Source organism: Sphaerisporangium melleum, assembly GCF_014646695.1.
GTDB classification, from domain to species: domain Bacteria; phylum Actinomycetota; class Actinomycetes; order Streptosporangiales; family Streptosporangiaceae; genus Sphaerisporangium; species Sphaerisporangium melleum.
This window is the reverse complement of the sequence record NZ_BMNT01000024.1, coordinates 77380-90123: the sequence shown is the minus strand read 5'-3', so window position 1 is coordinate 90123 and position 12744 is coordinate 77380. Positions and strand designations below refer to the sequence as shown.

General features: G+C 71.5%; 15 protein-coding genes. 8 read left to right on the top strand and 7 right to left on the bottom strand.

Features of this window, described 5'->3' with window-relative positions; genetic code table 11:
* The 3 genes from IEY93_RS21710 to IEY93_RS21700 all read right to left on the bottom strand — a co-directional run.
* On the bottom strand, positions 1-125 hold a 125-nt coding region (locus IEY93_RS21710; protein WP_189164974.1), incomplete at its 3' end, for a DUF397 domain-containing protein.
* Positions 118-942 carry a helix-turn-helix domain-containing protein gene (locus IEY93_RS21705; RefSeq protein ID WP_189164928.1) on the bottom strand — a complete coding sequence of 275 codons (825 nt, stop codon included), beginning with the start codon at positions 940-942 and terminating at the stop codon, positions 118-120. The genes IEY93_RS21705 and IEY93_RS21710, both read right to left, overlap by 8 nt.
* A 315-nt stretch (positions 943-1257) precedes the next feature.
* Positions 1258-1914, bottom strand: coding sequence for a TetR/AcrR family transcriptional regulator (locus tag IEY93_RS21700; protein WP_189164927.1), 657 nt, complete (start codon positions 1912-1914; stop codon positions 1258-1260).
* A 90-nt stretch (positions 1915-2004) separates the two neighbouring features.
* Here IEY93_RS21700 and IEY93_RS21695 point away from each other — a divergent pair, with 90 nt between their 5' ends.
* Positions 2005-3156 carry an FAD-dependent monooxygenase gene (locus tag IEY93_RS21695; protein WP_189164926.1) on the top strand — a complete coding sequence of 384 codons (1152 nt, stop codon included), beginning with the start codon at positions 2005-2007 and terminating at the stop codon, positions 3154-3156.
* A 181-nt stretch (positions 3157-3337) separates the two neighbouring features.
* Here IEY93_RS21695 and IEY93_RS21690 read toward each other — a convergent pair whose 3' ends face one another.
* The 3 genes from IEY93_RS21690 to IEY93_RS21680 form a co-directional block, all read right to left on the bottom strand.
* Positions 3338-3796 carry a hypothetical protein gene (locus tag IEY93_RS21690; RefSeq protein ID WP_189164925.1) on the bottom strand — a complete coding sequence of 153 codons (459 nt, stop codon included), beginning with the start codon at positions 3794-3796 and terminating at the stop codon, positions 3338-3340.
* 231 nt (positions 3797-4027) lie between these two features.
* Complete coding sequence (locus IEY93_RS21685) at positions 4028-4510, bottom strand: metallophosphoesterase family protein (RefSeq protein WP_189164924.1); 483 nt, start codon at positions 4508-4510, stop codon at positions 4028-4030.
* A 190-nt stretch (positions 4511-4700) separates the two neighbouring features.
* Complete coding sequence (locus IEY93_RS21680; protein ID WP_189164923.1) at positions 4701-5399, bottom strand: GntR family transcriptional regulator; 699 nt, start codon at positions 5397-5399, stop codon at positions 4701-4703.
* 190 nt (positions 5400-5589) lie between these two features.
* Here IEY93_RS21680 and IEY93_RS21675 point away from each other — a divergent pair, with 190 nt between their 5' ends.
* The 5 genes from IEY93_RS21675 (at position 5590) to IEY93_RS21655 (ending at position 10337) form a co-directional block, all read left to right on the top strand.
* The gene (locus tag IEY93_RS21675; protein ID WP_189164922.1) at positions 5590-6894 is read left to right on the top strand and encodes an MFS transporter; all 1305 of its coding nucleotides are present in this window, start codon (positions 5590-5592) and stop codon (positions 6892-6894) included.
* A 30-nt stretch (positions 6895-6924) separates the two neighbouring features.
* Positions 6925-7812, top strand: a complete 888-nt coding sequence (locus IEY93_RS21670; RefSeq protein ID WP_229691342.1) for a LamB/YcsF family protein — start codon at positions 6925-6927, stop codon at positions 7810-7812.
* Positions 7813-7919: 107 nt separating this feature from the next.
* The gene (locus IEY93_RS21665; protein WP_229691353.1) at positions 7920-8606 is read left to right on the top strand and encodes a 5-oxoprolinase subunit B family protein; all 687 of its coding nucleotides are present in this window, start codon (positions 7920-7922) and stop codon (positions 8604-8606) included.
* Complete coding sequence (locus IEY93_RS21660; protein WP_189164921.1) at positions 8599-9495, top strand: 5-oxoprolinase subunit C family protein; 897 nt, start codon at positions 8599-8601, stop codon at positions 9493-9495. The genes IEY93_RS21665 and IEY93_RS21660 overlap by 8 nt, the downstream gene beginning before the upstream one ends.
* A 29-nt stretch (positions 9496-9524) precedes the next feature.
* The gene (locus tag IEY93_RS21655; RefSeq protein ID WP_229691341.1) at positions 9525-10337 is read left to right on the top strand and encodes a putative hydro-lyase; all 813 of its coding nucleotides are present in this window, start codon (positions 9525-9527) and stop codon (positions 10335-10337) included.
* Positions 10338-10352: 15 nt separating this feature from the next.
* Here IEY93_RS21655 and IEY93_RS21650 read toward each other — a convergent pair whose 3' ends face one another.
* Positions 10353-11075 (bottom strand): SGNH/GDSL hydrolase family protein, encoded by a 723-nt coding sequence (locus IEY93_RS21650; RefSeq protein WP_229691340.1) that lies wholly within the window; start codon positions 11073-11075, stop codon positions 10353-10355.
* Here IEY93_RS21650 and IEY93_RS21645 point away from each other — a divergent pair.
* Both IEY93_RS21645 and IEY93_RS21640 read left to right on the top strand, forming a co-directional pair.
* Positions 11074-11292 (top strand): hypothetical protein, encoded by a 219-nt coding sequence (locus tag IEY93_RS21645; protein WP_189164984.1) that lies wholly within the window; start codon positions 11074-11076, stop codon positions 11290-11292. The genes IEY93_RS21650 and IEY93_RS21645 overlap by 2 nt on opposite strands.
* Before the next feature lie 382 nt (positions 11293-11674).
* Positions 11675-12652, top strand: a complete 978-nt coding sequence (locus tag IEY93_RS21640) for a (2Fe-2S)-binding protein (protein WP_203968448.1) — start codon at positions 11675-11677, stop codon at positions 12650-12652.
* Positions 12653-12744 lie beyond the last annotated feature (92 nt).

Genomic DNA, 12744 nt, shown 5'->3' with positions numbered 1-12744 from the left:
CCGCCGGGGTTCTTACTGTCACGCACCCCGACCAGACCCGGGATGCCCGAGGCGACCTCGACACACTCACCCGAGTCACTGCTGAAACTGCTCTTCCGCCACCGCGCGTTCCGAAGGTCAGGCACCAATTCGGCTCACCGCTTCCTCTATGAGACGGAGGGACTCCTTGAACGGTACGGCGTCCGCCCGAATCGCGTCATACCTCCGAATCAACTCGGCCATGAGCTTCCGCTCGTCGAAAGTGCGTCCGAGCGGCTGGGCATCGGCGAAGGCGGCGTAGGGGTGGCCGTGGCGTTCCGCGATGACGAAGCCTCCTGCCTGACCGCAGTGCGGCCGGGCCGCGTAGGGGACGATCTGGATCGTCACCTGGGGATGCTGAGCCATCTCCAGTAGATGCGCGAGCTGGTCACGCATGATCTTTGGACTGCCGATGACGTGGGTGATCACGTCCTCGTCGATGATGACCGTGAAGTCGGGCGGCGTCTCGCGCTGGAAGATCGCCTGGCGTTCCATGCGCCCCACCAGGCGTTCCTCCACTCGCTCCGTGCTGATGCCCGGCCACGTCGCCAGGATCTCCCGCGCGTACTCCTCGGTCTGCAGCAGCCCGGGAACCAGCGTGGGCTGCCACGTGCGCAGGCTCGTGGCGTCCTCTTCCTCCTCCAGCCAGGGCCGGAGATATTCCGGAGCCCTCCTCCAGGTGGTCGCGGCGTGCAACCGCGCCATGGTGCCGTCCAGCCCCAAAGCTCGATCGCACAACTCGGCGAACTGCCGTGAGGGCGCTCGCTTGCACAGCTCGACCAGGTTCACCAGAGAGTCGGAGTACCCGATGCGCTCGCCGAGCTGGCGCATCGACAGGCCCGCTGCCTGCCGATGACGGCGCAGCTCGAAGGCGAACAGGGCACGAGGTGACTCATATGGGTCGATTTCACAATCGGAGGGCAAATTTCACCTACCTGACTGGAGTTGGCGATATTTGCGGCGATACACCAAGCCACGAGCAAGACCGTGGTAACACGCGCCGATTCGAGATCAATGCTAAACCCGGCACCTACGTATTGATGACTCAATGCCGAATGCGGATAGCGATAAATGGGTCGAATGTCTGCAAGGTCGGCAGATATTCTGCCGAGGGCGGAACGGTTCGGCGGACACAAGGAGACAGCCGTCCACCTGCACTGATCACCGAAGTCGGACGGAGAAAGGAATCTAAAGAACGGAACGCGTTTCGGCTCCGAAATCCACCGGTCCGCGTTCTCGTCAGCGGCCGTCCGGCTCCGCGAGCGGCGCGTCATCCGATGCGCGGAGCGCGTCAGGAACGCCGTTCGATTCGGGTAGGGCACCGTACACGATGGTGCGGACGATATGCCGGACGGCATCCTCGGTGACGGTCTCGGGCGGAGCGGTCACCAACGTGAACAGCGCACCGCCATAGAGCGCGATCAGGCCGGGAATCGCCTTGCGGGGGATGGGGAGGCCGAGCTCGGCGTGGTGGCCGGCGGTGAACCGCGTCGAGACGTCCTGCAGGCCCGCGAGGGCCGACGACAGCACCGGCCGCCGCACCGCCTCCATCTGGAGCTCGAAGATCGCCAGATAGCGGTTGCGGAGAACGGTCGCCGCGCCGAGCAATGACTCGGTCAGCAGATCGACGACCTGTGCGGTGAAGTCCGTGGTGATCGCGGCCTGGTGCCGCCCGGCGGCGCGGTCCATGTCGGCGTGGTGCAGCTCGACGATGCGCTCCGCGGCTGCCACCAGCAGTGCTTCTCGGCTGCGGAAGTAGTTCGAGGCCGTTCCGGGCGGAAGGCCGGCGGCCTTCTCGACCGCACGGTGGGTCAGCCCGTGCACTCCGCAGGCCGCGAGGAGATCTATGGCGGCATCGGCCAAGGCTCGGCGGCGGGCCGGGTTGGTCGGTGGCACCCGGCAATGTTATAGCGGCATCCGTACTACAACGATCGTAGTGGTAACGTCCTCCGCAGAGGGCCGACAGGGACGAGATGGAGGAGCGTCATGCGGATCGCGGTGATCGGTGCCGGACTGGGCGGGGTGACGGCGGCGGTGGGGCTGCACCGGCGGGGGCACGCGGTGACGCTGTTCGAACGCGGGGCCGAGCTCCGGGAGGCGGGCACCGCGGTCGTCGTCATGCCCAACGGTCTGCGGGCGCTGGACGAGCTCGGACTGGGCGACTCCCTGCCCGACGACCAGGCCACGCCCACCGTCAGCGGCGGCTTGCGTGACTGGCGCGGACGGCCGTTGCTGGTGACCAACGCGGCACAGGCGCAGCGGACGGTCGGCAGGACGGTGACCGTGCGCCGGGCGGAGCTGCACCGGGCGCTGCGCGCCCCGCTGCCCGCCGAGCTGGTGCGTACCGCGACGCCGGTCGAACGACTGGAACCCGGCGACGACGAGGTGACGGTGATCAGTGACGGCCGGGCCGTGACCACGGCCGACGCGGTCATCGTGGCCGACGGCATCGGCAGCGCGATCCGCGGCCGGCTGTACCCGCACCACCCCGGGCCGCGGCGGGTCGGGCGTCTGGACCTGCGCGGCATGCTGCCCAGACCCGCGAGCCTGGACGTGTCCGAGCTGCTGACGAGCATCATGGTCGACCGGCGTACCGGGTCGATGTTCGGCCTGTTCCCGGTCGGCGAGCACGATCTGTACTGGTTCACCGACTCCGCGCTGCACGGAGCGCCGCCCGGAGCCGACGAGGCGCGCCGGCAGGTGCTGGCCCTGATGGCCGACTGGCATCCGGCGGTGCCGGCACTGATCGGGGCCACCCCGCCCGCCGACATCTACGTCGATGCGATCGCCTGCCTGGCCGAACCGCTGTCGTCGTTCGCGATCGGCAGGGTCGCGCTGCTCGGCGACGCAGCGCACGCCATGACCCCCGACCTCGGGCAGGGCGCCAGCCAGGCGTTCGAGGACGCCGCCGCGGTGACCCGGCATCTGGCCGACGCCGGGCCGGCGGATGTCGCGGAGCGGCTGCGCCGCTACGACGCCGAGCGCCGGCCCCGTACCACCCGCCTGATGCTGGCGTCGTCCCGGCAGTCGTGGCTGATGACCCGGACCGGCGCTGTCGCCTGGGTACGCGACGCCCTGCTGCGCGCGGTCCCGGACCGGCTCGCCACCCGGCGGCTCGCCGCCATGTGGCAGGCGTGATGTCCACTGCGGGAGCACCGGGGCCACGGACGCGCTTTCGCCCGCGAGCCGGCCGGGGTCGCGTTCTCGTCATGGGTCGTCCGGCTCCACGGGAGGCGCGTCATTCATACCGGGCAGAGTGCCTTGCCGATGGCACAGGAGCCTTTCGCGAAGCGGGGCCGGGGAGCGGCACCGCAGGGGCTCAGGCGAGGGCGGCGATCTCGATCCGAGTGCGGTCGGTGCGGGTCACCAGGCAAGGAAGCACGACGTTCCCCGGCACTAAGCGTTCCCCCATGGACGAGGTGAGCCGAGCCGTACGCTCGATCTCGTACGGGCCGCCGGTTCGAGGGGTCACCCGTAGCCGCAACCACCAGACGTAGCGTCCGTTGAGCTTGTTGTCCGTCTTGTCGGCCTTCAGGACCATCGCGTCGCACGGCAGCGCCGCCGCGCGCTCCGCCGGGGTGAAGGTGTTCAGCGCGGCGGATTCCAGGGCCGCGAACGAGAAGTGGCCCATGGCGAGCATCCCCGCGGCCAAGAGCAAGCAGAACCCCGTGACGTACGCCCCGGCCCGGGTGTGCGGCCGCCGCCTCAACACGAGGAACAGCACCACGCCCACGATCGCGGCGAGCACGGCGAACACCCCGAAGACGGTCGATGCCATCGTTCTTCCCTCACGCTGAAGGCGTGGCCCGGCGGGCCGGCCTTGTCCGTTCCGATGCCGGTAGTGAATCAGCCGTCGCTTGCATGGCGACTGCAGTCCCCATTCCCACGGCGGCGGCACCACCTTCTCTTCGGACTCTTCGAACCGGATCGATTCCGTCCTGGCTTCGGGCGTACGGGATCGGTGTCCCCGGCCGGCACTGTGCGCTCGTCGCCCGGTAGGTGCGGCCTCTCAGGTGACCGGGATGATTTCGGTGGTGTGGAGGGCGCCGTTTTCTATGTACAGGATGCCGATGGTGCCGTGCGGCTGGCGGCGGCGGTCGGTGGGCGAGCCGGGATTGAAGATGCGCAGGCCCTGCTCGGCGTGGTCGAGCGGGATGTGCGAGTGGCCGAAGACCACCAGGTCGGCGGAGGGGAAACGGCGCCGCATGCGGGCCCAGCGGCCCTTCGCCGCACCGCTGTCGTGGATCATGGCCACCCGCAGGCCGTCCAGGTCCAGCTCCAAGGTCTCGGGCGCACGCACGTCCGGGCCGTCGTTGTTGCCCTTCACCGCGTGGACCGGCGCGTAGGCCGCCAGTTCCTCCAGCACCGCCCCCGTGCACACGTCACCCGCGTGCAGGATGGCGTCGGCGCCGCGCAGGTGCTCGGCCACCCGCGGCGGGCAGGACTTCCAGCGGCGCGGCGCGTGGGTGTCGGACAGCACGACGACTCTCATCGCAGATGACTCCGGTTCGCTTTGGTTCGCCTACCGACTCCGGTGCCCCGATCGGCTCATCTCACCCGTGGCCGCGCTTCCGGCTCGCTCTCGCGCCTTCCCGCCTCAACTCGGGCACCCGTCCACCCGCGCGGGTTCCGATCCCCCGCCAGGACGGACATGGAGCGATTGGGAGGCGCTCACGTACCGGTCAGGTGCTGGAAGTGTGAGCCTGGACGAGCTGGCGTTCGGCGTCGGCGAGGTAGTCGTCGAGGAGCCGCTCGGCGCCCGTGGTGTCGCCGGCCTCGATCAGCCGGAGGATCTCGCGGTTGCGCACGAGGTACGGCTCGTGGAACGCGTGGGGGTTGTCCATCTCCAGGAAGGCCAGGCGCAGCTCGGCGAGCAGCCGGCCCATGGTCTCGTCCAGGCGCGGGCTGCCGGCGAGCCGGACGATGGCCGCGTGGAAGCGCATGTTCGCGGTGCCGACGTCCTCCCAGCGCTGCTCGCCGGCGGCGCTCTCGGCCACGGCCACCGCCTCGCGCAGCCCGGCGAGCGACTCCTCGGACAGGGGGCCGGCCTGGCGGATCGCCCAGCACTCCAGCAGACGCCGGACGTGATAGAGGTCGATGACGTCCTCGGTGGTGAGGCGGCGGACGAAGACTCCCCGGTTGAGCTCGTGGACGAGCAGCCGCTCGTGGGAGAGCAGGCGGAACGCCTCGCGCAGCGTGTTGCGGGACACGCCGAGGGCTGTGCCGATGGCCTCTTCGGAGAGGCGGGTGCCGGGCGTGAACATGCCCTCGGTGATGCGCTCGCGCAGGATGCCGGCCACCCGCTCGGCCGTGCTGGTGCGCCCGAGCCGGACGCGGTCTTCGGTGAGGCGCTCGGTGACCTGCGCGGCCTCATCGGTCACGACGCTCAGCACCTTTCGTCTTACCAGGTTGTGCGGGCGATCCTAGCACAAGGCTATTGCCAGATCGTTGAACAATCCTTATGTTGAATACGTTGGCTCGACCAGAGTCATGAGACGCTCGGGGACACCGCATCCGCACCGCGAGGACCGGTGTCGTCTCCCGTCCGGCAGAGTGGCAGCGAGGTGCGCCATGACGACACCGTCCAGACCGGAACCAGCCCCACATCTCTCGCAGGACTCCAGCGACGCCCAGGAGGGGCCGCCCCACGAGGGCGCGCTCGCCTGGTACTCCACGCTCGGCGCCAAGGGCCGCAAGGCGTTCACCGGCGCCTTCCTCGGATACGGCCTCGACTCCTACGACTTCTGGGTGCTGCCGCTCGGCCTGGCCGCGATCGCGGCGAGCTTCGGGCTCGGCACCGCACAGACCGGCCTGCTCGCCACCACCACCCTGGTCTGCTCCGCGTTCGGCGGCATCCTCGCCGGCGTGCTCGCCGACCGGGTCGGCCGCGCGCGGACCCTCATGATCACGGTCTCGGTCTACGCGGTGTTCACCGCGCTGTGCGGCCTGGCGCCGAGCTACGAGACGCTCCTGGTCTTCCGCGCGCTGCAGGGCGTCGGGTTCGGCGGCGAGTGGGCGGCCGGGGCGATCCTGGTCGCCGAGTACGCCCAGGCGCGCCACCGCGGGCGCGCCGTCGCCGTGATCCAGAGCTCCTGGGCCGTGGGGTGGGGCCTGGCCGTGCTGGTGTACACGCTGGTGTTCCAGTTCCTCGACCCCGGCCTCGCCTGGCGGGTGCTGTTCCTCACCGGCGCGCTGCCCGCGCTGCTGGTCATCTACGTACGGCGCGCCGTCACCGACGCCCCGGTCTTCACCGAGCGGCGGGCGAAGGCCGGACGGGTGTCGCCGGCCGAGGTGTTCCACGGCGGCCTGCTGCGCACCACGGTCTTCGCGACGATGCTGGCCACCGGCGTGCAGGGCGGCTACTACACCCTCGCCACCTGGGTGCCCACCTACCTGAAGACCGAGCGGGGCCTGTCGGTGATCGGCACGGGCGGCTACCTGCTCTTCCTCATCACCGGCGCGTTCTGCGGCTACCTGACCGGCGGCCATCTCACCGACCGCATCGGCCGCAAGCGCACCTTCGCCATCTTCTCGGTGCTCAGCGGGACGCTCATCCTGCTGTACACGCAGTTGCCGAGCTCGGCCGGTGGGTACGTGATGTTTCTCGGCTTCCCGCTCGGCTTCTGCTCCTCCGCGATCTTCTCCGGTTTCGGCGCCTTCCTGGCCGAGCTCTACCCGAGCCACATCAGGGGCACCGGCCAGGGGTTCACCTACAACGTGGGTCGCGGCCTCGGCGCCTTCTTTCCTACGATCATCGGGTACCTCGCCGCCACCTACAGCGTGGGCGGCGCCATGGCCTTCGGCGCCCTGGCCTACGGGCTGGCGCTGGTGGCCCTGCTCGGCCTGCCCGAGACCCGGGCCCGGCGCCTTTCCTGAAACCGCTATCGAACCACTTGGGAGCTCATCGTGTCCGGGCTGATCAGGACGGTGGACCTCAACTCCGACCTCGGAGAGGGGTTCGGGCAGTGGAGCCTCGGCGAGGACGAGGCGCTGCTGTCCGTCGTCACCAGCGCCAACGTGGCGTGCGGCTTCCACGCCGGCGACCCCACGATCATGCGCCGTACGTGCGAGACGGCGGCCGGACGCGGGGTGGCGATCGGCGCCCAGGTGGGCTACCGCGACCTGGCCGGTTTCGGGCGGCGCTTCATCGACGTGCCGCCCGACACGCTCGCCGACGAGGTCGTGTACCAGATCGGCGCCCTGGACGCGTTCGCCCGGCTGTCCGGGACGCGGGTCAGCTACGTCAAGCCGCACGGCGCCCTGTACAACGCGATCGTGCACCACGAGGAGCAGGCGGCGGCGGTCGTCGCGGCCGTCCTCGCCTATGATCCGGCGCTGCCGGTCCTCGGCCTGCCCGGCTCCGAGTGGTTGCGCCAGGCCGAGGCGGCCGGTCTGGCGACGATCCCGGAGTACTTCGCCGACCGCGCGTACACCCCGCAGGGCACGCTGGTGCCGAGGAAGCAGCCTGGTGCCGTTCTGCACGACCCGGAACAGGTGGCCGAGCGGTGCCTGCGCATGGCGCGCGGCGAGCCCATCGCGGCGGTCGACGGGACGCCGCTGCTCGTCCGGGCCGCGTCGATCTGCGTCCACGGCGACAGTCCGGGGGCGGTGGCCATGGCCCGGCGGGTGCGGGCCGCGCTCTCCGAGGGCGGCGTGGCGCTGGCACCGTTCACAGCGAAGCCGGCGCTGCCCTCAACGTCAGGAGACAGCGTCTCAACGCTCGGGGAGAGGCCGTCAACGCTGCCGGGCAAGCACGATGTGCGGGCTCCGGACGCGGGAAAGGCGACGTCGTGAGCACCGGCCACCGCCCGATCGTCGATGGAGGCGAGCTCACGGGCCCGGTCGTTGACGGTGGCGGTCCATCGAACAGGGTCGGTGGCGCGGGCGACGCCCCCGTGACCCTGCCGATCGACGAGTCCAGCACGGCCGGTGGCGCGGACGTCCGGAGCGGCGGGCGACCGCGGGTGCGGCCGTGCGGGGACACCGCGCTCCTGGTCGAACTGGACGGAGTCGAGGGGGTCCTCGCCCTGTACGAAGCGCTCGCCGCCGACCCGCCGCCGGGCGTCACCGACCTGCTGCCGGCCGCCAGGACGCTGCTGGTCCGGTTCGACCGGCCGGCCCGCCGCGAAGCGATCATCTCGGCGGTCACCCGGGCACGGCCGTCCGGCTCGCGGCGGGCAGCCGGCGGCGAGATCGTCATCCCCGTCGTCTACCAGGGCGCCGATCTCGCCGACGTGGCGGCCCTGACCGGGCTCTCGCCACGGGAGGTGATCGACACGCATACCAGGGCGACGTGGACGGTGGCCTTCTCCGGCTTCGCCCCCGGCTTCGGGTATCTGATCGGCGGCGACCCACGGCTGCACGTCCCGCGGCGTACGGAGTCGCGGGTGCGGGTGCCGGCCGGGGCGGTCGCGCTGGCGGCCGGGTACACCGCGGTCTACCCGCGCGAGTCCCCCGGCGGCTGGCAGATCATCGGCCGCACCGAGCTGGCCGTGTGGAACCTCGCGGCCGACCCGCCGGCCCTGCTGCGGCCCGGCATGCGGGTGCGATTCGTCGAGGCCGCCCCCGGGGAGGGCCGCCATGGCTGAGCGGAGTGCGACGCGGTGGCTGGAGGTGCTGGCCACCGGGCCGATGGTGACGGTGCAGGACCTCGGGCGTCCAGGGCGGGGCGACCTCGGCGTCGGCCGTTCCGGGGCGGCGGACCAGGCGGCGTTCCGGCTGGCGAACCGGCTGCTGGCCAATCCCGAGGACGCCGCCGCGCTGGAGGTCACACTGGGCGGGCTCCAGGTGCGCGCCCGCGGCGATCTGCTGGTCGCGCTGAGCGGGGCGCCGTGCCCGGCGACGGTGGCCGACTCCGCCGGGCGAACCCGGGGCGCGGGCCACCAGGCCGTCGAGGTGCTGCCGGACGGGGCGACGCTGCGACTGGGCGTGCCGAGGCGTGGCCTGCGCACGTACGTCGCGGTGCGCGGAGGGCTGGACGTGCCGATGGTGCTGGGGTCGCGGGCCACCGACGTCATGGCCGGGCTCGGGCCGGAGCGCCCGGCGCGCGGCGCGATGCTGCCCGTCGGCCCGCCGCCCGCGAGGTTCCCGCACGTCGACCTCGCCCCGGTGACCCCGTTCTACGCCGGGGAGCCCGTGCTGGACGTCCTCGCCGGGCCGCGGGACGACTGGTTCGTACCCGGGGCGCTCGAACTGCTGTGCTCCGAGCCGTACGAGGTGACCGTCGACAGCAACCGGGTGGGCATGCGGTTGCGCGGCCCCGGCCTCGCGCGGGCCCGGGACGGCGAACTGCCGCCCGAGGGGATGGTCCCGGGGGCACTGCAGGTGCCGCCGTCCGGGCAGCCGACGCTCTTTCTGGCCGACCATCCGGTCACCGGGGGCTATCCGGTGATCGCCGTGGTGCGCACACCGGACGTCGATCGCGCGGCACAGGTCAGACCGGGCCAGCGCGTCCGCTTCCGCCTGGTCCGCGCATGAGCGGCCCGCCCGTAGAGAAGGGAACGTACGTGAGCGAAGAGAAGACGGCGAACGTCGTGGCGGACCGTACCCGGCTGTCGCCCGCGGAGGCGCGCTCCCTGTTCCGGGAGGGACTGGTCACCCAGACCTCCGGCTGGTCGTCCGGCTGGACCCAGGCCAACCTGCTGGCCCTGCCCAAGGACCGCGCCTATGACTTCCTGCTGTTCGCGCAGCGCAACCCCCGCGCCTGCCCCGTGCTCGACGTGACCGAGCCAGGCGAGATCAGCGCCTCGATCTTCGCGGGTGACCTGCGCACCGACCTGCCGGCCTACCGGGTGTACGAGAACGGCGAACAGGTCGCCGAGGCCGCCGAGGTCATGGCGTACTGGCGGGACGACCTGGTCTGCTTCCTCATCGGCTGCAGCTTCACCTTCGAGGCCGCGCTGCTCGCGGCCGGGGTCCCGGTACGGCACCTGGAGACCGGGACGAACGTGCCGATGTACCGCACGAAGCAGGAGTGCCGGCCGGCGGGCGCACTGGCCGGGCCGATGGTGGTGTCCATGCGCCCGATCCCGGAGGACCTGGTGGCGACGGCGGTGCGGGTCACCTCCCGCTACCCCGCGGTGCACGGCGCCCCCGTCCATGTCGGCGACCCACGGGCCCTCGGCATCGCCGACCTCGACCGGCCGGACTTCGGCGAGCCGGTCGAGGTGCGCGCCGGCGAGACCCCGGTCTTCTGGGCCTGCGGGGTGACCCCGCAGGCCGTCGTGATGCGTTCCCGGCCGCCGTTCGCCATCGGCCACGCCCCCGGTCACATGGCGATCACCGACGCCCGCGACACCGCCTACCTGGTGCTGCCCTGACGGCCACCAGGTGGATCACCGGTCGTCGGTGAGCACCCCGTCGAAGGCCGCGGAGTAGGTCATCTCGGCGAGCAGGCGCTGTCCCGTCGCGTTGGGGTGGAAGTAGTCCCAGGTGCTGAGCTCGGAGAGCGCGAACGGGTACCCGAAGACGGCGCCGCCGTCGTACCGGCAGGTGGGCCGCTCGGCGCAGACCGCCGCCAGGACGGTGTTGTAGTCGGCGACGCGCTGCCGCACCCGGTCACGGCGGGCGACGTCGGCCGTGTCGGTGGAGCGGGGCCGGGCGAGCATCGACTGGCAGATGTTGAGCGCCGCCCACGCCGTACGGGCCGAGAGATTGTCCTTGCCGACCTGCCACAGGCGCTTGAGGTCGGGAATGCTCGCCACGAAGATCGTCGCTTCGGGCAGGGCGGCGAGAGTCTCCATGGTCGCGCGGAACCTCGCCTCGAAGTCGCCGACCGAGGTCATGCCGGACTCCGACGAGGCACAGGCGTCGTTGGCCCCGACCAGGATCGTCACGTAGTCGACGTCCTGGGCCACCGCCTGCGCGGCCTGCCCCGGCATGTCGGACACCGTGGCGCCGGACTTCGCGTCGTTGTAGGCCACGAGGGAGGGGTTGGCGGCGCGCAGCCGCAGGTAGTGGCTGTTCACCGAGCTGTAGGACCCGGTGGACCACGACCGGGACGGGCAGTCCACGTAGAAGCCGCAGGCATTGAACCCACGGGTGATGGAGTCGCCCATGGAGGCCATCGAATCGGGAACCGCGACGGCCTGGGCGGCCGCGGCGGACGGCAGGACGACGGCAGAGATGGAGAGGAGTACGGACGCTGCTGAGAACAGTGAGACGAGGAGGACGAGGGTGCGGCGGCGGATGTCCAAGCTGACTCCTGGGGTGATCCCCCGAACGGCGTTTGCTCAGACTTTCAGCCCACTTGGCGTGCTTGACAAGCTCACATGACAGGTTACTGACCTGTTGGTAACATCTGGCCCGCCCCTACGGCCGTCCACCAGGCATCGGTCACGCCCTCATGTGCGCTGCCTGCGGAGCGGGGTTTCGCCGACGCTACGAAGACCTGACGGCAGGGGATCAGAGCCGGGGCGTCGAATCCGGCGAGGACTTTCTGCCGCCTTCCCTGCCCGGCGCGGCAGGCATTCGCGGCCTTCGGCGTCTCGGGGAGGATGGCCTACGCAATGGCGGGTACGGCGGCCTTCCCTGCCGACTGAGAAGATGGACGCGGCAAGCGGGACCGGGCGCTCACCCGGGCCTCAGGTGCGTCGCAACGGCCCGCGACGACGTGGCCGGGCGGCCGGCAGAGCCCGAGTGGCCGGAGGGTGGGACATTGCGAGCGCATCCGGATCTGGTACGGGCCGCGCTGGCGGAGGTGGCGGCCATCGGGCCGTACTTCGCGATCTCCACCGACCCCGGCGTCCCCGGCACGGGCGACCTCGGCGCCTCCCGCTCCGACGGGCAGTGGCGGCCGTTGAGCGAACTGGCCGCCGACACCGCCGCGCTGCGGGCGAGGATCGACGACTTCCGGCGGCGGCTCGGCACCGAGGAGAGCCGGGTCGCGGCCTCGATCCTGTTCCAAGGGCTGGCCGCGCGGCTGTGGTCCCCGGTCATCGGCACCGTCACCACGTACGGCCTGGTCCCGGCGCGGGCGCCGGCCGATCTCCGCTGGCGCCCGGCCCCGACCGGCCCGCTGCCCCTGTGGACCTCGCCCGTATCCGGCTGGCACGTCGTCCCGGAACTCGGGAAGGAGTGGCCCGGCGAACCGATCCTCCGAACGAGCCAGCCGCCGGCGAGCCTTCGCACAACCCATGCGAGCGATGACTCGCCGGCCGAGAAGCCGACGAACGACGCAAGGGCGGACCAGGATTCCCCAGATCAGAGAGCTCCTGGACGCGAAACCGCGGACGAGGAGGTGGCGGCGGTGGTCTATCGGGTGGTGGTGGCGGATCTGCTGGAGCCGCTGGTGGACGCCGTACGCGGCATCACCAAGATCTCGGCCGGACTGTTGTGGGGCAACGCCGCGTCATCGCTGGCCGGGACCCTGCGCACGCTTCCGGCCACGCGCCCGGACCTCGCGCCCCGCGCGGCCCGGCTGGTGCGCGACGTGCTCGGCCTGGGTGTGCTCGCCGGGACGGGGCGGCTCGCGGAGCCCGCTGCCGGGCACCACTTCTTCGTCCGGTCGAGTTGCTGCCTCTACTACCGCGTCCCCGGCGGCGGCATGTGCGACGACTGCGCGCTGCTCGCCCCGCCCGTCCGCGACCGGCAGTGGGCCCGAACGGTGCGGCAGGCGCGAGGGGCCGGCACATGACGTCCTGCCGGCGAAGACCGCGAACCCAACGGCACGGCCGACGGGCGCCGGGCCTACGACGCCGCGTCATCGGACAGGCCCGCATAGGGCAA

What these genes read in the sequence shown, in the direction of transcription:
- IEY93_RS21695 (WP_189164926.1), top strand. Translation starts at nt 2,005, where the DNA reads ATGCGGATCGCGGTGATCGGTGCCGGACTGGGCGGGGTGACGGCGGCG.
- IEY93_RS21690 (WP_189164925.1), bottom strand. Translation starts at nt 3,796, where the DNA reads ATGGCATCGACCGTCTTCGGGGTGTTCGCCGTGCTCGCCGCGATCGTG.
- IEY93_RS21685 (WP_189164924.1), bottom strand. Translation starts at nt 4,510, where the DNA reads ATGAGAGTCGTCGTGCTGTCCGACACCCACGCGCCGCGCCGCTGGAAG.
- IEY93_RS21675 (WP_189164922.1), top strand. Translation starts at nt 5,590, where the DNA reads ATGACGACACCGTCCAGACCGGAACCAGCCCCACATCTCTCGCAGGAC.
- IEY93_RS21660 (WP_189164921.1), top strand. Translation starts at nt 8,599, where the DNA reads ATGGCTGAGCGGAGTGCGACGCGGTGGCTGGAGGTGCTGGCCACCGGG.
- IEY93_RS21645 (WP_189164984.1), top strand. Translation starts at nt 11,074, where the DNA reads ATGGAGGCCATCGAATCGGGAACCGCGACGGCCTGGGCGGCCGCGGCG.
- IEY93_RS21650 (WP_229691340.1), bottom strand. Translation starts at nt 11,075, where the DNA reads ATGGGCGACTCCATCACCCGTGGGTTCAATGCCTGCGGCTTCTACGTG.